Origin of the sequence: Archangium gephyra, from assembly GCF_049060025.1 — a bacterium.
GTDB lineage: Bacteria > Myxococcota > Myxococcia > Myxococcales > Myxococcaceae > Archangium > Archangium gephyra_A.
Genome location: NZ_JBMEQQ010000002.1, coordinates 10,399,038 through 10,417,818 on the forward strand (window position 1 = coordinate 10,399,038; position 18,781 = coordinate 10,417,818).

Consider the following 18,781-nt stretch of genomic DNA (forward strand, 5'->3'; position numbering starts at 1 on the left):
TGTGAAGGGGCGCTGGCGGAAGGGCGGTGTGTCCTCTGTAACGCCGCGGCCATGCCCGGGGGCTACCGGGTGCTGCGTCTTCTCTCGCAGAGCCCTCATGGCCGCCTCTACGTCGCGCAGGCGCCCGGCGGCGGACAGGTGGCGCTCAAGGAACTCGTCTTCTCGCTGGTGCCCGAGGCGCGGCAGCTCGAGGCCTTCGAGCGCGAGGCCCGGCTGTTGCGCCAGGTGTCCCATCCGCGCATCCCCCGCTTCGTGGACTCCTTCCAGGAGGGCAACGGCGTCCACACGCGCCTCTACCTCGCCCAGGAGCTCATCCAGGGCACCTCCCTGAGAGAGCTGCTCCGCAAGCGCCGCCTGCGCGATGAGGAGGCCTTCGAGGTGGCCCGGCAGGTGCTCGACGTCCTGCGCTACCTGCACGAGCTGTCGCCGCGCATCGTCCACCGCGACGTGAAGCCGGCCAACCTCGTGCGGCGCGACGATGGGGCCGTGTTCCTCGTCGACTTCGGCGCCGCGAGGGACCTGTTCGGCTCGGGCACGGCGGGCGCCACCATGGTGGGCACCTTCGGGTACATGCCCCCGGAGCAGCTCGGCGGGACGCTCGACGAGACGTGCGACCTCTATGCGCTGGGGGCCTCGCTGCTGCACCTGCTCAGCGGCAGGTCTCCCGAGGAGATGCTCGCGTCGGACCTCTCGCTGGACGTCGCGGCCCATGCCTTCGTCTCTGCCCGGATGGAGCGCTTCCTCCTCCTCCTCATCGCCCGCGACCCGGCCGCGCGCTTCCGCTCCGCGCTCGACGCGCAGCTCGCGCTGGAGTCGTCCACGGGGGACAACCAGCCGGTGCCCCTCTGGCGCCGCGCCACGGTCCCGGTGCTCGTCCTGGGCGCCCTGGTGGCGGTCGCCGCGTGGGTGGTGCGTCCGTCCGCCAGTGCCCCCGCGCCCACTCCTCCTCCCGAGGAGAGCCCCACGGCCACCGCGCCCGAGAAGGTCGAGGCGCCCGCCCGTCCGCCCCCGTGGGAGCCCCACCTCCCCCTGCTGCCGGACTTTCCTCCCCACGCGCGCTGGCGCTTCGACGAGGACGACGCCGTGCTGCGCAAGACGCAGGGCGAGGACCCCGCCCTGACGCGCCTGGCGCGTGACGACCAGCGGCGCTTCGACCTCACCACGCCCGCGGGCATGCGGGACACCGGCCTGCGTGGCAGCGCACTCCGGCTCGGGCAGCCGCTCCCGGTGGAGGTGGTGCGTGACTCCACGAGCGCGGGCGCTGGCCAACCCTCCGTGCTGGAGGGGCTCGAGGAAGGTTCGCTCTCCCTCTGGCTGCGCCGCGATGCGTTGCTGGACACGTTGGGCACGGTGCTCGCCTCGAGGAACGCTTCCGGGGACTCCGCTGGCGCCCCGCTCGCGCTCGTCATCAACGGCGGTCACCTGGAATTCAGCGCGGAGGGCTCCCGGTGGCTCCGGCCTCGCGTGCGCCTCGCGCCGGACGTCTTCCACCATGTCGTGGCCACCTGGGGGAAGGAGGGGACGCGCCTGTACGTCGGAGGCCAGCTCGTGGCCGAGGAGCCCACGCCCGTCCTCGCCTCGCGCCAGGGCCAGACGCTCTGGATTGGCAGGAGCGCGGCGGACCTGAGCCTGGGCGCGTCGCCCCGGGTGTCACTCGATGACCTGACGCTCTATCGTGGCGTGCTGCCCGAGGTGGCGGTGACGGCGCTCGCGGCCCTGGAGCAGGGCAGTCCAGGCGCGGCGGGGGACTACGCACCGGCGCCACCTCTCTTCTCCGAGGACTTCTCCCGCGGGCTCCGCAGGTGGGAGCCGCAGCCGCTCCCCGAGGCCGTGGAGCAGGAGTTCAGGCTCGTCGAGGAGGCGGGGAACCCGCACCTGTCGCTCTTCCATGCGGGCCCCAAGGGAAAACGGGGCGTCTTCCTGCGGACGCAGCCCCGGGAGCACGGGGTGTACCGGGCGAGCCGCGTGTGGCTCGAGCTGGACGTGAAGCTGACGCGAAACGCGCCCGGGTCCGGCCTGTCCATCTGGATGGATTTCCATATGGAGTCCAGCCCTGGGAAGAAGGCCGTCTCCGTGGATATCGGCTCCCCCCCGGAGCAGGGTCCCCCGTGGAATGACACCGCCGTGCACCTGGTGCCGGTGCTCCCGGGCAAGTGGCAGCACGTGAGGGTGGAGTTCAACGAGCTGCTCGTCCCGTTCAAGGCGGGGTCCATCCGGGCCGTGAAGAACATCGCGATCCTCGGGTATGGCTCGAACGTCGAGGGCGCCATCGACAATCTCACCCTGGTGGAGGAGTAGGCCGTGGGCTCTCCGGTTGGCGTTTCCCCCGGCACGTGCGTGGCGTGTGCCCGTCCTTGCACGGAGCCTCGTTGCTCCTTCTGTGGTGCCGCGCAGGCTCCGGGTGGGCTGCGGGTGCAGCGGGTCCTCTCGCAGAGCGTGCATGGCCGGCTGTACCTGGCCGCCGATGCCGCGGGCAGGCCCGTGGCCATCAAGGAGCTCGTCTTCGCGCACGCGCCGGACGCGGAGCGCGTGGAGGCCTTCCAGCGCGAGTCCCGCCTGCTCGAGGCGCTCTCCCATCCGAACATCCCCCGGCTCCATGCCTCCTTCTCCGAGGGCGAGGGGGCCCAGGTCCGCTTCTACCTGGTGCAGGACTACGTCTCCGGCGAGTCGCTGGCGGCCCGCCTGGAGCACCACCGCTTCAATGAGACCGAGGTGCGGAAGATCGCCCGCGAGGTGCTGCGGATCCTCGGCTTCCTGCACTCGCGCCAGCCGCCCGTGCTGCACCGCGACGTCAAGCCGGCCAACCTCCTGCGGCGCGAGGACGGCCACATCGTGCTGGTGGATTTCGGCTCGGCCCGGGCGCTCCGGGACGGCCGCACGCACGAGGCCACGCTCAACGGCACCTTCGGCTACATGGCTCCCGAGCAGCTCGGTGGCAGCGTCTCGCCGGTAAGCGATCTGTACGCGCTCGGGGCCTCGCTGCTGCACCTGCTCAGCCGGCGCCCCCCGGAGACGCTGCTCAGTGGAGACTGGGAGCTGGCCTTCACGCGGGAGATCCACGTGTCCGAGCACTTCCGGGCCTTCCTCCGGAAGCTCGTGGCGCGCAGGCCCGAGGACCGTTTCCCCACGGCCGCCGATGCCCTGCTGTCACTCGATGCGCCCCTCCCGAGACCCGCTCCGCGCTGGCCCCTGGTCGCCGCCGGAGCCGCGCTGGTCGTGGGCGCCGTGGCCTTCGTGTCCTCGGGACGCGAGCCCGCGCCCGCCCCGGCCGTGGTGGCCGCTCCACCGGAGCCGGCGAATCCCCAGGAGTCTCCGGAGCCACCAGCGCCGCCCGCACAGGAGTCACCGCCTCCCGTCACGCCGGCCGTGAAGGAGCAGGCCCACTGGTCCTTCGAGGACTCCAGCCGGGAGCCCCTGTTCAAGAGCGCGGGGGGAGGGCCCGCGTTGCGGCATTCGGAGGTGGACCAGGTGCTGGGCGTGCGGGGCCAGGCCGTGCTCCTGGGCGGCAAGGGCTCGCTCATGGTGAAGCCGGCGGAGGATGGCAACCCGGGGTTGAGGATTCCGTCCGAGGGAGCGCTGTCCCTGTGGCTCAGCCCCGAGCGGCCGGGGGAGGGCCCCGTGGTGACGACGTACGCGGGGGCGCGGCGCGTGCTCCAGCTCCGGCTGGACGAGTCGGGACGGCTGTACTTCGGATGGGGCCCGCGCGGGCTGACGTCGCCGCAGCCCTTGGAACTCGGCCGCTTCGTGCACGTCGCGCTGGAGTGGGGCGCCACCGGCATGCGCCTCTGGGTGGATGGAGAGCGCGTGGCGGAGGACGCGGCTCCCGTGCCGGATGGCGAGTCCGGTGAGGGGCTCCGCATCGGCTGGGATTCACGGGAGCCTGGAGCGCTGGCTCCGGCGATGGCCCTGGATGAGGTGCGCCTGCGCTCCGGCCCCCTGCCGTCCGAGACCTGGGCGCTCGAGGCCCGGGACCTCATGGGGCCCGGGCGCGGCTCTGCTCCCTCCGTGAAGCTGCGGATGGAGGCGTCCGAGGACATCTCGCTCTCCGGGCACAACGTGTGGGGCATGGGCTCGGACGGCTGCATTGGTGACGCACGGCTCCAACTGGACGGCATGGAGTTCTTCACGGACGAGAAGGTGCACCTCTCCGCCACCTTCTCCTTCCACTCCCGCACGCGGTGCAGTGTGAGCCTCCCCCTCCTCCTGGAAGACGAGGGGGTACAGCGGGGCACCGACTATCTCCACATCCGGAGGGAGCGCGGTGGGGTGGAGCACGTCCGCAAGGACTTCACGCTGCCCAAGGGGGGGCAGTTCGCCTTCCTGGGAGTCGGCGGATCGCGCGACATGCCCCTCGTGAAGTTCCGGATCGACTGGGAGACGCGCACCGTGCAGCGCGTGAGGGACAACACGGCACGGGAGTGAGCGGTGCGCGGGGCTCCGGGCTCAGGCGCCTTCGATGTGGATTTGTGCCCGGCTCATCACGTGGTCCACCGCCAGGAGGTGCCAGGCCACCTGATCGATCCGGGCCAGATTGCGCGGCTCGGCGCGCAGGGCATCCGCCACCTGGCCGATCGTCAACCCCGAGGCGTGGGCCTCGTCCCGGAGGACCTTCTCCACCGCCTGCGGCGTGAGCATGAGGCCATCGCGCTTGCAGATGGCGCCCAGCGCGAGGCTGATCCGCAGCCGCTGCTCCACCTCGGCGCGGGTGTCCGCGTCACGCAGCCACGTGGCGAGCGATTCCTCCTGCTCGGGGCCGTTGAACTGGAGCTCGTTGGCGGAGCGGCCCTCGCTGGCGCTCCAGCGGCGGCGGATCTCCTCGTCCACGAGCTCCGAGGGAATCTCCACCCGGGTGCGCGCCGCCACCTGGTTGAGCACGTGCTGCTGGGCCTGGAGCAGCAGGAGCTGCGCGGCCTCGTCCTCCATCTGCCGCACCACGTCGCGCATGGCCTCCTGGAGCGTGTGGCCGCGGCCGAAGGCCATGAGGAACTCCTGGCTCTCCAGGCTGGGGTACTTCACCTCGCGCGCCGCCTGGAGCTGGATGACGAAGCGGGCCTGCGTCCCGCGCAGCGACTCGACCGGGTACTCCACGGGCAGGGTGAGGTCCACCACCAGCCCCTTGCCGGGCGAGCGGCCCACGAGCGCCTCATACAGGCCGGGCAGCATCGGATCCGGTTGCACGGGGAGCCACACGTCGGTGCGCAGGCTGAAGGGGATGAGGTGGCCCTGGGAGTAGCCCGCGAGGTTGAGCAGCACCTCGTCTCCCCAGGCGGTCTGCTCGGTGGGGTAGCGGTAGCGCTCGGTGGCGTGGGGCCGCGCCAGCTCCAGGAAGCGCTCCTGGACCTGCTCGGCGGTGAAGCCCTGGGGGGCGGGGAGGGTGACGGACAGCCCCTCCAGGGAGGGGGCCTCCACCTGGGGCAGCACCACCGGGTGACTCCGCTCGTCCCTCCAGGTGGAGGAGAAGTTCCGGGGCAATCCAAAGGACTGGGGATTGGAGGAGTAGGAGTTCATGGGGCGTGCCTCTGCGAAGGGGAGACCGGGGGTGGGGACTACCAGCCGCTGAAGAAGTTCTTGACGCCCTCGGCGGCCTTCTTGGCGCCTTCCTTGATGGCACCGAAGTTCTCGACGACCGCGCCGGCCACGGTGGAGGCGGTGGAGACGGCCGCGCCCACCTGCGAGACGATGGGGATGTTGGTGGCGGCGACGATGGAGCCGGCGGCGGTGATGCCGGACGTCACTTTGGAGGCGACGCTCGCCTTGGGGTCCGCGATCGTCTTGGCGGCGATGGCCGTGTCGATGGCGGCGATGCCGACGTTGAGGCCCGGAGCGAACCGGCCGGCCGCCTTCGCCGCCGTGCCCGCGCCCTTGGCGCCCAGCTTCGCCGCGGCCTCGGCGCCCTTGGCGGCGTCGATGGCGGCATCCGCCGTCTTGAAGCCCGCGGCGCCGCCCGTGGCGATCTTCTGGCCGGCCTTGGAGATGCCGCCCTCGATCTTCCCGGCCAGCTTCTCGCCACCGAGGCCGCGGAACACGTCGGCGGCGCCCTGCTTCAGGGTGGTGCCAAGGTTGGCTCCGGCGCCCTTCGACTTCGCGAGCTCGCCCAGCACGTCCACGTCGCGCAGCGGCTTGCCGGAGAGCACGGACTCGGCGACCTTGCCGGCGATGTTCTTGCCCACCTGGCCGTTGGCGCCGAGCGCCGCCTGGGCCGCGTCCTTCAGGTTCTTGAACTCCTTGCCCGACTGCACCATGGAGGCCACGTCGAGCCCGCCCTTGACGGTGTTCAGCACGCTCTTGCCCAGCAGGAGGGCGCTGTCGGAGATGGCCTGGCCCCCCTCACCGTTCTTGATGGCGTTGGCGAGGCCCGCGGCATTGAGACCGATGCCGGCGACACCAGAGGCCAGGCCTCCGCCCGTCTTCAGCTTGCCGAACGCGCCCGCGGCGCCATTGGCGTGAGCGGCGTCGGTGGCGTTCTGCACGTACTTGCCGAGCAGGTTCTGCTTCGCGGCCGCGCCCGACGTCTTGGCCGCGGAGTCCATGGAGTCCGTCGTGTGGATCGACTGGGGCCTGGTGGCCGCGGGAGCCGCCGGGGTGCTCTTGGGAGGCGTGGGGAGCGTGGGCGCGGAGTTCGTCCGGGTCAGCGTCGGCTTCTCGGTGGCGCCGAGCACGGGAGCGGAGTTGGAGCGCTGCAGCGAGGGGCGGTTGGCGGCGACGGGCGTGGTCATGGAAGGCTCCTGCGAGGTGGGTGTGGGTGGCGGCGGCTGTTCGCCGTTGATGTACGCCACACAGAGCAGGAGGTGTGCCAACGCCTACGCGGCCCGACAGGACCGTGTTGGAGGCCCGCTTCCCTCGGGAGAGGCTCGAACGCCGAGGGTTTTCGGGGACGGACTGATGACCGGACCCTGGTGACTCCAGTTCCTCCTGGTGACTGCTGTCACCACCTGGAGGACTCAGGAGCACTCGAGGAAGCGCCTCCACCAGCGCCACAGCTCTTCCTTGACGGAAGGGTCCGTGAAATCGGTGAGGCGCCAGGGGAATGGCTCCAGCCAGGGTTCCAGCACCCTCGCGAGCTCGCGGTAGGCCGGGAGGCTCTGGCCTTGATCCAGGTCTCCTGCTTCGGGGCAGGGGCCCAGGGTCACGACGACGCGCTCCTCTTCCAGTTCCTGCACGGTGACCGGGGGGCATGGGAGCCGTGCACGAAGGACTGAGGCTCCTCCCAGCTCGCTCAGCACCGGCTGCCCGAGGAAGTTCAGCCAATGGATACCGTCCACCCGGGTACCCAGGTTGTCGTGAATGCTGGCGTCGCGGATGTCGAAGCCGGGGTGCCGGAGTATCACCGGGCGAAGCCGGTCCCACTGCTCGTCCACGGGGAACCAGGAGGCGAGAGCAAGGCCGGCATGTCCTGAGGAGAAGGGCAGCCGGGAGGCCATGTCGAGGGCCAGAGCGCGCACGGCGTCCGCCCCACGCTCCTCGAGATACTCCGTCGGCAGGGTGACTTGGAGGACACTGACGCTGTGTCGTGGCGGCTCACGCCAGGGAAGCCGCGCGTGATAGCGGAAGGCATAGCCGCGCTCGTCATCGGCGTAGATGCTGAAATGAGGCTCCGCACCTTCCTTCTCGGGATGGAAGGCCTCGTCGGGCGTGTAGTCGTCGAAGTACCTGCGCTCCTTGGGTTGCAGGGTTTCGCGGATGAGCTCCCAGCCCCTCTCGCTCAGTCCGCGCGGCTCCCAGTAGCAGCAGGTGTAGCGAGAGAGCGCCTCGGGATGTCCTTCGACGGCGCGGAGGTAGCTGTCGAGCGCATGGGACACTCCCGCGGCGATCTGGAAGTGATCGGAGGGGATGAAGAAGACGATGCGGACCAGGTCCCGGATGAGGAGACGGTCCTCGAGGCGCTCGACTACGCCCGTCTCACTCGTCCAGGTCTTGGACCTGACGGGACCCGAGATGCGGATGCGAGGGGAGGGGTTGGCCATCGGCGTCTCTACCGGCGATCAACGCCAAATTGAGGGGTGACGAGGGCGGGTTTGCACTGCCCCCCGAGTCCCGCGTACGACTTCATCTGTCTCACGACGTCCGTGTTCCAAGGGTTGCCCACTTCGTAGCCGCAAGGGAACTTGAGGTCGTAGATGCACTGAATCCGGGTGGCATTGCGGGTGAAGTGGATGACGATGTCGGGCCGGAGCGACCCCGCCCGCCTGTCGGTGAGCATCACGTCTCTTGTGAATTCGTCCTTCCGGTAGCGCGGCTCCACGGTGAAGTTGTTGGGGAACTTCTCCGCGAGGCGCCTCTGAATACACGCGAAGGCGACCGCGTGCTTCAGCTTCCCAAGGTGCCGTGCCCATGAGGGAGCGAGCTTGTCCTTCACGGTTGGCTCCTTCTCGCACTCCGAGTCCGGCAGGGAGCGATCCTTGCCGAAGAGCTCGTCATCCACCTCCCTGTTGGCTGCTTGAACGCACTCCTTCAGGACGTCCTCGACGACACCCTTCTGGGCTTCATCGAGGAATCTGGTGACGTGGATGAACCCCTGGAGGATCTCGGCGGCCTGGACCGCCTTCTCGAGCATCTGACCGGCTCGGGATGCTGCCGGTGCGAGGATCTCCCCGGTACTTGCATTGACCGGGGCTCCGCAGGCTGCACCACACGACTGGTTGAATCGAGACCGGGTGTTGGTGTGCTGCCCGCCCCAGGAAGCCTGGGGCGGGACAGTGGCGCAGGAAAGACAGAGAAGCGTCGCCACCGAGACGGCGGCGAGGAGCTGCGTGGGCGAGGGGTGACGAGAGGACACCTGCTACGCCCGGTAGGTGCGCGCCACCGTTTCCATTCGCTCGGCCGCCTCGCGCAGTGTGCTCGTGGCGCGCGTGGTGGCCTGCACTCCCTGCATCGTCTCGTCCATCAACGAGGACAGGTCCGTCACCGCCGAGAAGATCTGCGAGATGCCCGCGTTCTGCTGATTCACCGCGACGGCGATCTGCCGGGCCGCTCCCGCGTTGTCCCGCACGATGGAGGTCAGCTCCCGCAGGCTCTCGCCGCTGGCCTTGATCTGCGCCAGCCCGTCCTGCATCTGATGCTGCCCCTTCTCCGTCATCGTCACCGTGGCCTGGATGGACCGGCCGATGTCATCCAGCAGCTCGCGCACCCGGTCCGTCGACTCGATGGACTGATCGGCCAGGGCGCGGATCTCCCGCGCCACCACGCCGAAGCCCTTGCCGTGCTCGCCCGAGCGCACCGCCTCGATGGCCGCGTTGAGCGCCAGCATGTTGGACTGGTCCGCCAGATCCTTCACCGTCTGGGCGATCTCTCCAATCTGCTGCGTGCGGTTGCCCAGCGACACGATGGTGGTGGCCAGCTTGCCCACCTTCTCGTGCAGCTCCTGGAGTCCCTCGAGGCTGGCGCCCAGGGTCGCCTCGCCCACGCTGCCCACCTCCTCGGCCCGCGCCGTGACTTCCAGCACGGCCTGCGAGCGGTCCGCCGCCATCTTCGACGTCTGTTGAATCTCCTGCGCGGTGACCTGCGTCTCCTGGATGGCCGCCGCCTGGCGCGAGAGGTTGCGCTCCTGCTGCGCGGCCGCCGCGCTCAGCTCGGTCACGGCCCCGGTGAGCACGCGCGTGCCCTGCTGGAGGCCCAGCGTCGTCTGGCGAAGCTGCTCCATCATCCGGGAGAAGGCGGTGGCCAGCTCGCCCACCTCGTCCTGGCTGTTCACCTGCACGCGGTGCGAGAGGTCTCCCTCCTCGAGCACATGCGTCACCGCCTGGCTCAGCGCGGAGATGGGACGGGCGATGCCCCGCGCCAGCCACCAAGCCCCCGCGACGGTCAGCGCCAGGAAGAACCCCAACATCCCGAGCGCCGCCGTGGCCGCCTGCGCCAGCGGGGCATAGGCCTCCGGCGCGTCCATCCGGGCCACGAAGTGCCAGCCATCCCCCACGTCCCGCACGTCCGTGCCGTTGATGGCCTCCTCGGACACGGCGTGCTCCAGGGGCCCGTCCTCGGCGGGACGCGAGTCGAAGAGCACCGAGCCATCCGCGCGCCGCACCTGCACGGCGAAGCTGCCCTGGGAGCGCTCGTGGGCCCGCTTCACCGCGGCCCTCACCACGTCCCGCACCTGGCTCCAGTCATACGCGGCCAGCAGCACGCCGAGGCGCTTGCCACTCAGCGGGCTCTTCACCGGCGCGGCCAGCGGCAGCACCCGCTTGCCGAAGGCCGCGTCCTTCTCCCCGAGCCCGTCGGCGGTGAATCGCTCCTCGAGCGCCGCCCGGTACCACGCTGTCTCGCGCACCTCGCGCTCGCGGCCTTGGAACGTCTTGCGCAACGCCTCCGAGCTGGCCGACACGGCGCGGCCCTGCTCGTCGAAGAGGACGAAGCCGCTGATGGAGGTGTGGTTCTTCGCCAGCCCCGCCAGCACCGCGTCGCTCTTCTCGAAGGTGTCGAAGAGCAGCGCGCCGCGCAGGATGGTGTCCTCGGACCAGCTCCGCACGCTGGCCTCGCGCTCGGCCAGGGTCCGCTCCACCAGATCCTTCAGGCCCTCGGCCTCCGCCCTCAGCGTGGCGTGGATCTGCTTGGACAGCGTGCGCCGGGTGAAGGACAGGCCCACGGCCGTGATGGACAGGATGGAGAGCGCCGCCAGCAGCGCCACGGACAGGGTGATGCGGCCGCGCAGCTTGAGGCCACCCAGGAAGGGGAGGGTCATGGTTTCAGAGCTCGAGCAGGGAGATGGACACGGTGAGGGCGCCGATGACACGGGCGCCGTCCTTCACCGGCAGGGAGACCTGGAGGACATAGGACTGGGAGGACTCGTCGAAGAAGGGCTTCTCGCGCAGCTCCGCGCCCCGGCCGCCGTTGAAGGACTCGCGCCACTTGGGCTCGTCGCCCTGCCAGTAGTCGGACGTGCGCCGCGTGGCGCCCACCAGCGCGCCCTGGTTGTCCATGACGAAGGCCTCGGCCATCACCCGGCCCAGCCGCTCCTGGTAACGCCCGAGCGAGCGCGCGCACGGGCTGCCCAGCACCTGGCGCTTGAAGGGGGTGAGGGCGGGAGCCGCTCGCCACTCCTCATCCCGCTTCCGCACGGTGTCCAGGGGCACGCGCCGCGCGTTCTGCCGCTTCACCTCCCGCACCAGCGCCGGGTCCGTGGCGATGCGCCGCAGCTCGGGCATCAGCCCGTCCACCTTCTTCAATTGCGCCGCGCCATCCGGTGGCACGTTCGCGAGCAGCAGGAACGAGACGAGGGTCCACATCGACATGCCGCCCCAGTCTACCGGAGGGGGCTCGTGGATCTCTTCGGGGCCCGGGCTCCTGCTCCCTCTCCATGCGGACGCGGCGAGAAAGCCTCCGGGCGGGCGCTTCAGTGGTAAGCGCTTACCAGTGATGTCGTATTTCATCCCACCTCAGTGGTAAGCGCTTACCACTGGGGCCGCCTGAGGCCGGTGGGGAGGAAGCACCGAGGGCGAGCGCGGTCCGTGCGCCGGGCGAGGGGCTGGGGTAAAGGGACCGCCATGAACGAGAACCTGCGAATCGCCGTGGTGGGCGCCACGGGCGTGGTGGGCACCGAGGTGCTCTCCACCCTCCTGCTGCGGGACTTCCCCGCCGAGCAGCTCTCCGTGCTGGGCTCGGAGCGCTCCGAGGGCGAGGAGCTGGCGTACGGCGAGGAGACGCTGGAGGTGGAGCCCGTCTCCGCCGAGACGCTCCGGGGCATGGGCCTGGTGCTGCTGGCCACGCCGGCGGACGCCTCGCGCACGCTGGCCCCCCTGGCCCAGGCCGCGGGCGCCTGGGTGGTGGACGTGAGCTCCGCCTTCCGTGCCGATGGCACCGTGCCGCTGGTGCTCCCCGGCTTCAACTCCGAGGCGTTGGGCACCCCCTTCAAGGGACGCATCGTGTCATTGCCCTCGGCGGTGACGACGGCCGTGGCCTCCATCGTCGAGCCGCTGCGCCAGGCCTTCGGCGTGGCCCAGGTGCAGGTGACGGCCCTCATGGGCGTGTCCTCCTCGGGCCAGCGGGGCCTCAAGGAGCTGGAGCAGCAGACGTCGGCGCTGCTGTCCGGCCGCGAGCCCGAGGCGCACGTCTTCCCCCACCGCGTGGGCTTCAACCTGGTGCCCCAGGTGGGCCCCTTCATGGCCAACTCCCCCTGGACGGAGGAGGAGGCCGGCTGGACGCTGGAGTGCGCCCGCCTCTTCGCCAGCAAGGGCGAGGTGCCCGTGGTGGCCGGGACCGCCGTGCAGGTGCCCACCTTCTTCGGCCATGGGCTGAGCCTCCACGTGCGGCTGAAGAAGCCCGCCCCGGTGGAGCAGACCCGCGCCGTCCTCAAGGACTCGCCCGCGCTCAAGCTGCTGGATTCCCCCACGGAGAAGGTCTACCCCTTGCCCAGCCTCATCACGGCGGACCCCACCATCCATGTGGGCCGCCTGCGCTCCTTCCCCCAGGCCCCCGAGTGGCTCACCCTCTTCGCCACCGTGGACAACGCCGGCCGGGGCGCCGCCCTCAACCTGGTCGAGGCCGGTCTGCGGCTCGCCGACCCGCACGCCTGACAATTTGGCAACGCCGCCGGAGCGCCCCTGCCCATTTGACCGGGGGCGGGGCCCGGCTTCCTCGATGAGCCCCAGGGAGGACGGCTGGGTGCCCCCTGGCCCCCGGCTTGCTACCCTTCGTCCCGCCCATGCGTAACCTCCTCCTCACCGCAACGGTCCTCCTCTCGTCCGCGGCGTTCGGACAGTTCGGGTCGCTCCAGATCTCGGTGCAGTCCCTGACTGGCACGGACAACCTGAGCGTCGGCCCGACCCTCTGTGGACAGACGAGCTCCTTCAATTGGCAGGTGGTCGGTACTCCCTGTTCCGACCTCTCCCTCTGGATCACCACCGACAACGACTGCAAGGAGACGGCGAACGCCCAGTCGGCGGGCTCGGTGTTCGAGCTGCCCTCCATCTCGCGCACCAACATCACCACGGCGGGTGGCCGCGGGACGGCGACCTTCCCGGTGTCCAGTCTCCCCATCTTCAACGCCACCGCCACGGACGGTGGAACGGCGCCGACGTGCAGCGCCGACGTGGAGCTCGAGGACACGATGCTGCTGTGCGCGGCGGCGAGGACGTTCGATACGTTCGGGTCGTCGTGTGCCTCCACCTGGATCGAGGCGGCGACGCCGCTGGAGATCTCCTACGACACGAAGCGGCCCAATGCGCCCGCCATCTCGCAGGTGGCGTCGTTGGACAAGGCGCTGCGGGTGACGGTGGCCGCGCCGGAGGACGCCGCCCAGGTGCGGGTGGTGGCGACGCTGGCGGGCGTCGAGGTCTCCAAGAAGCAGCAGGGCGTGGACGTGGGGGCGGTGCGGGTGGAGAACCTGCAGAACGACGTGGCGTATCAAATCGAGGCCTACGCCATCGACGCGGCGGGCAACCAGAAGCCCGGCGTCGGCCGCCGAGGAAGGCACGCCCACCCGGGCGGTGGGCTTCTACGAGAGGTACCGGGAGGCGGGCGGCGAGGAGACGGGGTGCGGTGCCACGGGCGGAGGTTTCGCGGGCGGAGGGATGCTGGCCGCCCTGGGGTTCTGGCTGTTCTCAAGGAGAAATCGTTCATGACTCGAGCAGTGGCCCTCGGCGTCGCGGTGGTGCTCACCGCGCTCCCAGGCGAGGCGCAGCAGATGTCCGGAGCGCCCAACCAGACGCCCCGCAGCGGTGCCGTGGAGTTCCGGCTCGGTGGCTACAAGCCGGCCCTCGACTCGGAGGAGGCGCTCAATGGGGTGCGCCCCTACTCGGAGCTGTTCGGCGGCTCCAACATGCTGCTCTTCGAAGTGGAGATGCAGCGCTTCTTCTACCAGGACATCGGCACGGCGGGCGTGAGCGTGTCGCTGGGGTACGCGGAGAAGTATGGCGCCGCCCTGACGGAGGCGGGCACGCCGTCCGCGGAGCGCACCGGCTTCCACGTGCTGCCCATCCGCGTGCGGGGCGTCTACCGGTTCGACTACCCGGCGTTCCGCTGGGGCTTTCCGCTGGTGCCCTACGTCAAGCCCGGCCTCGTCTTCATCCCGTGGTGGTCCACCAAGGGCGGACAGACCGAGGCGCCGGCCGTCGGCGGCTCGGGGCGCGGTGGCAAGTTCGGCTGGGAAGTGGCCGGAGGCGTGGCCTTCCTGCTGGACGTGCTGGAGCCGCGGCTGGCGCGCGACTTCGACTCGGACCTCGGGGTGAATCACAGCTATCTCTTCGCCGAGTACACCTACGCGAAAGTGAACAACTTTGGCGGCAAGGGATTCGATCTCTCGGACGGGTACTGGATGTTCGGTCTGGCGCTGGATTACTAGCCCGTACATGAAAGCGCATGTGCGAGCCTCCTTTCGAGCCCTGACAGCCCTCGTGTTGGTGGCCGTGGCCCTGGTGGGTCCCGGCTGCCGGAGGGCGGTGAAACCGGAGGCGGGGGGAGATCGCACGGTGGAGGCCGGCGTGCCGGTGGCCTTCGGCTCCGAGGGTCGGGACGCGCCGGAGGTGAAGTGGGACTTCGGAGACGACACGCCGCCCCAGCAGGGCGCGCGGGTGTCCCACGCCTTCCCGCGCGCGGGCAGCTACCAGGTGCGCGCGCTGGAGAAGGACGAGGTACTGGCCACGGCCACGGTGACGGTGGTGCCGAGGCCGGTGCTGCGCGCCATCCCCGCCGACGCGGAGGTGGCCATCTTCTTCCCCCAGCTCCGCGGCAACGTGGAGCCGCTGGTGGACTTCTTCTCGCGGATGCTGGGCCAGGCGCAGGCACGCCAGGCGCTGGAGGAGGCGCCGCTGCTGTCGCTGGTGCTGCGCGAGCTGCGGGGCGAGCCCCGGATGGTGGATCCGGAGGAGGGCGTGGGCTTCTTCTCGCTGCCCGGCTTCGAGGGCACCGTGGCGCTGCTGGGCGTGACGGACACCGAGGCCGCGCTGGAGGCGGTGGTGGAGGAGCTGCGCTCCGGGGGCGCGCGCGTCGTGGGCCGTGAGCCCGGGGGCACCGTGCGCTTCCAGCGCGAGAGCGGGACGTCGATGCTGCTCTTCCCGGACAGGGGCTACCTCTACCTGGTGGTGCCGGACTCGCCGGAGGAGGCGGGCGAGGCGGACGGGGAGGAACAGGCGAGCGGGCGCCTCGAGAAGGTGCTGGCCCAGGAGGGCGGGACGGAGGCCGGGGAGGAGGAGGCGATTCGCGCGCGGATCACCGGGATGAGCGGCCCGGGGCTGTCCGAGCAGCCGCTGCTCGCCGAGCTGAAGCCGAAGGTGGGCGCGGGCAACGTGCACCTCTTCGCGCGGGCGGAGGAGGGGGACACTTCCGACGGCATCCGGGGCCTCTGGGCGGCGCTGAAGGTGGACGAGGGGAAGGCGGACCTGGAGGGCTGGGTGGCCACGGACAAGTCGCTGTTCGCGGGCAAGAGCGGACCGGGCTCGGAGCTGCTGGGCAAGGCGCCCGCGAACCCGATCGCCGCGCTGATGGTGTCCATGCCGCCGGAGGAGATGACGAAGCTCGTCTTCGGAGCGCCGGGCTCGGGCCGCCGCGAGCGGACGTTGCAGCGGCTGCAGGCGGAGGGCTTCGACGCGGCCGGTGCGGAGAACCTGCTGGGCGCGCTGCGCGGAGACATGACGCTGCTGGCGTACTTCGACGCGGTGGCCTTCTACCGCAACTTCTTCCTGGGCAACCGGCGGCCGGAGCCGCGCGGCACGCTGCTCTTCCAGGCGGGGCTCGTCCGCTCCGGGCCGGTGCTGGAGTGGCTCACCGGGCGGCTCAAGGCGCGCGGGCAGCCCTACGAGGTGGTGAAGGGCGCGGACGCCACGCGCCTGCGCACGCGGGTGATGGATCAGCCGGTGGAGCTCACGGTCTCGGCGGACCGGTTGACGGTGAATGGCGGCGAGTCGTTGGGCGCCCGTCCCGCCGGGGACGTGGGCGTGGCCCTGCGCGAGCGCTTCGGCGCCAATGCCTTCGAGCCCGGCCACCTGTCCGCCATGGTGGACGTGGGCCGGCTGCGCGCCGAGCTGGATGCACCCAAGGAGGTCCCCGGCGTGTCACCGCAGCAGCTCCCCGTGGCCCGCTCGTTGGTGGGCACGCTGTTGGATCAGCTGCCGCCCGTGGAGAACATCTTCATCGACTTCGCACCCGAGGAGGGCGGCGGCCGTTTCCGGGCGCGTGCCGCGCTTCGGGAGCGGACCAGGTAGGGAGCCGTGTCCAACACCATCACCATCCTGTACTTCGCCGCGGCGCGCGAGCGCGTGGGGTTGCCCCATGAGTCGCTGGAGCTGCCTCCGGGCGCACGCGTGACGGACGTGCTACGCCTGCTCGCCACGCGTCACCCCGCGCTGGCGCCCCTGCTGCCCCACCTGCGGGTGGCGGTGAACCAGGAGTTCTCCAACGCGGAGGCCGAGGTTCCCGCCGGCGCGGAGCTGGCCCTCATTCCTCCGGTGGCCGGAGGCAGTGGGGGCCTGTTCCGCGTGGTGGACCGGCCGCTGCGGCTGGAGGAGGTGGTGGAGGCGGTGTCCGGCGAGGCGTATGGAGGGCTCGTCACCTTCTCCGGCTCGGTGCGCAACCAGACGCGCGGCCGGCGCGTGCTGAGGCTGGAGTACGAGGCTTATCCGCCCATGGCCGAGAAGAAGCTGGCGGAGATTGGCGCCGAGGTGGCCGGGAAGTTCAACGGCACGCGGCTGGCCATCGTGCACCGGGTGGGGACGTTGACGCCGGGCGAGCTGGCCGTGGTCATCGCCGCCGCCGCGCCCCACCGCAAGGAGGCGTTCCTCGGGTGCGAGCACGCCATCGAGCGGCTCAAGCAGGACGTCCCCATCTGGAAGAAGGAATTCTTCGAGGACGGCGAGGTCTGGGTGGGCCTGGGGCCCTGATCCTCGTATGTGCCCGTGGTGCCACTGCCCCCTCTCCCGAAGGGAGAGGGGAAATGGCCGGGAAGGGGGTTAGTTGACGCCGAGGTTGGCGGGCAGCGTCTTCACGCCCGCGTCCGGCTGCTGCTGCGCGTCCGGGGCGATGGGCCGGGCGGGTGAGTCCACCCCGAGCCGCTTGCGCTCGGCCTGCTCGCGATCGCGCGCCGCCTTGATGGCGCGGGCGTTGGACTCGGCCATCCTCTCGGGAGAGGGCCCCGCGAAGAGGAAGCCTATCGGCAGGCTGAGGAAGAGGGCCGCGCCCATCGCCACCCAGCCGAGATCGCGCAGGTGCACGCTCGCCTCGCGCTTGCCCGCGACGGAGTAGGTGAGGTGCAGGGCGAGGTCTCCCTCGCGCAGGCGCAGCAGATCCTCCCGGGTGAGCTCCACCGAGACACGGTCCCCGGTCCGCTGCAGCTCCGCCTCCGGCACCGGGCGGAAGGCCTCGCCGCGCCGGCTGCGCTCGACGCGCGCGGCGGGAGGGACGAAGACGCGGTAGCCCTGCGCGGTGCGCTCGGCGAGCAGGAAGGGCTCCTCCGGCAGGGTGAAGCCGTAGAGGGGCAGGGCCGTCTTCTCGTCTTGCGCGGCGAGCACGCGCGCCTGCTCGGGGCCGAAGCTCCACACCTCGTTACGGGTGGTGCCCCAGAAGAGCTCGCAGAACAGGCCGTCGTGCTTCGCCTCGGTGCTCATAGACGGAGGAGCATAGAGCCTTCCCGGGGCCCTGGCGCCTCCTTCAGGTGAGGGAGCGTCGTCCGGGGGGCACTTCCGGCCGGGTGGACAGCGGCTGGCCGGGCGAGGGTGCTCAGTTGCCGAGGCCGTCCGCCCGCAGGGGCACTCCGCCATCGGAGGCCGCCGCGGCGGGGAGGGGGGCCGCGGCGGGCGGGGCCACGGCGGCGGTGCGGGTGCGCCTCAAATGTTGCCGCAGGTCCGCGAGTGCCACCGTCAGCACCACGCCCAGCAGCACGAGGAAACCCACCGCGTGCACCACCGTCTCCACCCGGGGCGGTACGCGGCGGCGGCTCACCGCCTCGACGAGGACGAAGAGCATCCGCCCCCCATCCAGCGAGGGCAGGGGCAGCAGGTGGAAGAGGGCGAGCGCCAACGAGAGGCTCACCACCACGCGCAGGAAGGAGCCCAGGCCACTGCCCGCAGCGCCCGAGGACTGCTTCACCAGTCCCACGGGGTTGGCGTCCGCCATGCTCCGCTGCCCCTGGAGCAGGCCGCCGAGCATCCGCGTGCCCTCGATCACCAGGTTGCCCGTGTGCGCCACGGCCTGCAGCAGCGCCTGGCCCGGGCCATGGGTGCGGTACACGTACTGCTGGCTCACCCCGATGCGGCCCGCTCCCCGCTCATCGGGACGCGGGCGCACCTTCACCTCGCGCGGCTCGCCCTGGCGCTCGACGCCGAGCTTCAGCTCGCGGCCGGAGTTCTGGGCGATGAGCTCCACGAAGCCGCTCCAGCTCTCCAGCGGCTGGCCGTCCACGCTGACGAGCCGGTCCCCCGGCAGCAACTGGGCGCGCGCCGCCTCCGAGCCGGGGTTGATGGTGCCCACCGTGAGCGGCACCACCACGTGCGTGCCCGAGGTGTAGAGCGCGAGGAGGATGCCCAGCGCGAAGAGCCAGTTGGTCAGCGGGCCCGCGAGCAGCACCAGCAGCCGCTTCACGGGGCTTTGTGCCGGGAAACTCGTGGGGTCCGCCGGGTCCACCCCGGGCTGGTGGGGGTTCATCCCGTGGATGCGGGTGGAGCCGCCCAGCGGGACGGCCCCGAGCACATACTCCGTTCCTCGGAACTTCCAGGTGAAGACGGCCGGACCGAAGCCGAACGTGTAGCGGTCCACCCGCACGCCGAGCAGCCGGGCGGCCACGAGGTGTCCCAACTCGTGCAGAGCCACGAGCAGGCCGAGGGCGAAGAGAAGGGGGAGGTAGTGCATCCGGGAGTGCCGA

The 18,781-nt window shown here is 70.9% G+C and carries 14 protein-coding genes; 6 read left to right on the top strand and 8 right to left on the bottom strand.

The window, feature by feature from the left end; translation table 11 throughout:
* Positions 1-51: 51 nt before the first annotated feature.
* Both ACN28I_RS45500 and ACN28I_RS45505 read left to right on the top strand, forming a co-directional pair.
* Entirely contained in the window at positions 52-2,298 is a 2,247-nt protein-coding gene (locus ACN28I_RS45500; RefSeq protein WP_420948110.1) for a protein kinase domain-containing protein, read from the top strand.
* A 114-nt stretch (positions 2,299-2,412) separates the two neighbouring features.
* A complete protein-coding gene (locus tag ACN28I_RS45505) occupies positions 2,413-4,422 on the top strand; it encodes a protein kinase domain-containing protein (protein WP_420948111.1) in 2,010 nt (669 codons plus the stop codon).
* 21 nt (positions 4,423-4,443) lie between these two features.
* Here the strand turns inward: ACN28I_RS45505 and ACN28I_RS45510 are convergent, their stop codons facing one another.
* The 6 genes from ACN28I_RS45510 to ACN28I_RS45535 form a co-directional block, all read right to left on the bottom strand.
* Positions 4,444-5,508, bottom strand: coding sequence for a peptidylprolyl isomerase (locus ACN28I_RS45510; protein WP_420948112.1), 1,065 nt, complete (start codon positions 5,506-5,508; stop codon positions 4,444-4,446).
* 38 nt (positions 5,509-5,546) lie between these two features.
* Positions 5,547-6,716: a hypothetical protein gene (locus ACN28I_RS45515; protein WP_420948113.1), complete on the bottom strand. Its 1,170-nt coding sequence runs from the start codon at positions 6,714-6,716 to the stop codon at positions 5,547-5,549.
* A 225-nt stretch (positions 6,717-6,941) separates the two neighbouring features.
* Entirely contained in the window at positions 6,942-7,964 is a 1,023-nt protein-coding gene (locus ACN28I_RS45520) for a type VI immunity family protein (protein WP_420948114.1), read from the bottom strand.
* An 8-nt stretch (positions 7,965-7,972) separates the two neighbouring features.
* Complete coding sequence (locus tag ACN28I_RS45525) at positions 7,973-8,554, bottom strand: hypothetical protein (RefSeq protein ID WP_420948115.1); 582 nt, start codon at positions 8,552-8,554, stop codon at positions 7,973-7,975.
* 225 nt (positions 8,555-8,779) lie between these two features.
* Positions 8,780-10,675, bottom strand: a complete 1,896-nt coding sequence (locus tag ACN28I_RS45530) for a methyl-accepting chemotaxis protein (RefSeq protein WP_420948116.1) — start codon at positions 10,673-10,675, stop codon at positions 8,780-8,782.
* Between the two features lie 4 nt (positions 10,676-10,679).
* Positions 10,680-11,225 (bottom strand): hypothetical protein, encoded by a 546-nt coding sequence (locus ACN28I_RS45535; RefSeq protein WP_420948117.1) that lies wholly within the window; start codon positions 11,223-11,225, stop codon positions 10,680-10,682.
* A gap of 252 nt (positions 11,226-11,477) precedes the next feature.
* Here ACN28I_RS45535 and ACN28I_RS45540 point away from each other — a divergent pair, with 252 nt between their 5' ends.
* The 4 genes from ACN28I_RS45540 (at position 11,478) to ACN28I_RS45555 (ending at position 16,805) form a co-directional block, all read left to right on the top strand.
* Positions 11,478-12,506, top strand: coding sequence for an aspartate-semialdehyde dehydrogenase (locus ACN28I_RS45540; RefSeq protein WP_420948118.1), 1,029 nt, complete (start codon positions 11,478-11,480; stop codon positions 12,504-12,506).
* A 128-nt stretch (positions 12,507-12,634) separates the two neighbouring features.
* Entirely contained in the window at positions 12,635-14,272 is a 1,638-nt protein-coding gene (locus ACN28I_RS45545) for an MXAN_2561 family MXYO-CTERM-anchored protein (RefSeq protein WP_420948119.1), read from the top strand.
* Between the two features lie 7 nt (positions 14,273-14,279).
* A complete protein-coding gene (locus ACN28I_RS45550) occupies positions 14,280-16,130 on the top strand; it encodes a PKD domain-containing protein (protein WP_420948120.1) in 1,851 nt (616 codons plus the stop codon).
* 6 nt (positions 16,131-16,136) lie between these two features.
* Positions 16,137-16,805, top strand: a complete 669-nt coding sequence (locus ACN28I_RS45555) for a molybdenum cofactor biosynthesis protein (protein ID WP_420948121.1) — start codon at positions 16,137-16,139, stop codon at positions 16,803-16,805.
* Positions 16,806-16,874: 69 nt separating this feature from the next.
* Here the strand turns inward: ACN28I_RS45555 and ACN28I_RS45560 are convergent, their stop codons facing one another.
* Positions 16,875-17,528 (bottom strand): hypothetical protein, encoded by a 654-nt coding sequence (locus ACN28I_RS45560; RefSeq protein ID WP_420948122.1) that lies wholly within the window; start codon positions 17,526-17,528, stop codon positions 16,875-16,877.
* Positions 17,529-17,640: 112 nt separating this feature from the next.
* Entirely contained in the window at positions 17,641-18,768 is a 1,128-nt protein-coding gene (locus ACN28I_RS45565) for a M50 family metallopeptidase (RefSeq protein WP_420948123.1), read from the bottom strand.
* Positions 18,769-18,781 lie beyond the last annotated feature (13 nt).

What these genes read in the sequence shown, in the direction of transcription:
- ACN28I_RS45565 (WP_420948123.1), bottom strand. Translation starts at nt 18,768, where the DNA reads ATGCACTACCTCCCCCTTCTCTTCGCCCTCGGCCTGCTCGTGGCTCTG.
- ACN28I_RS45520 (WP_420948114.1), bottom strand. Translation starts at nt 7,964, where the DNA reads ATGGCCAACCCCTCCCCTCGCATCCGCATCTCGGGTCCCGTCAGGTCC.
- ACN28I_RS45500 (WP_420948110.1), top strand. Translation starts at nt 52, where the DNA reads ATGCCCGGGGGCTACCGGGTGCTGCGTCTTCTCTCGCAGAGCCCTCAT.
- ACN28I_RS45550 (WP_420948120.1), top strand. Translation starts at nt 14,280, where the DNA reads ATGAAAGCGCATGTGCGAGCCTCCTTTCGAGCCCTGACAGCCCTCGTG.
- ACN28I_RS45510 (WP_420948112.1), bottom strand. Translation starts at nt 5,508, where the DNA reads ATGAACTCCTACTCCTCCAATCCCCAGTCCTTTGGATTGCCCCGGAAC.
- ACN28I_RS45530 (WP_420948116.1), bottom strand. Translation starts at nt 10,675, where the DNA reads ATGACCCTCCCCTTCCTGGGTGGCCTCAAGCTGCGCGGCCGCATCACC.
- ACN28I_RS45515 (WP_420948113.1), bottom strand. Translation starts at nt 6,716, where the DNA reads ATGACCACGCCCGTCGCCGCCAACCGCCCCTCGCTGCAGCGCTCCAAC.
- ACN28I_RS45525 (WP_420948115.1), bottom strand. Translation starts at nt 8,554, where the DNA reads ATGCTCGAGAAGGCGGTCCAGGCCGCCGAGATCCTCCAGGGGTTCATC.
- ACN28I_RS45540 (WP_420948118.1), top strand. Translation starts at nt 11,478, where the DNA reads ATGAACGAGAACCTGCGAATCGCCGTGGTGGGCGCCACGGGCGTGGTG.
- ACN28I_RS45545 (WP_420948119.1), top strand. Translation starts at nt 12,635, where the DNA reads ATGCGTAACCTCCTCCTCACCGCAACGGTCCTCCTCTCGTCCGCGGCG.
- ACN28I_RS45560 (WP_420948122.1), bottom strand. Translation starts at nt 17,528, where the DNA reads ATGAGCACCGAGGCGAAGCACGACGGCCTGTTCTGCGAGCTCTTCTGG.
- ACN28I_RS45535 (WP_420948117.1), bottom strand. Translation starts at nt 11,225, where the DNA reads ATGTCGATGTGGACCCTCGTCTCGTTCCTGCTGCTCGCGAACGTGCCA.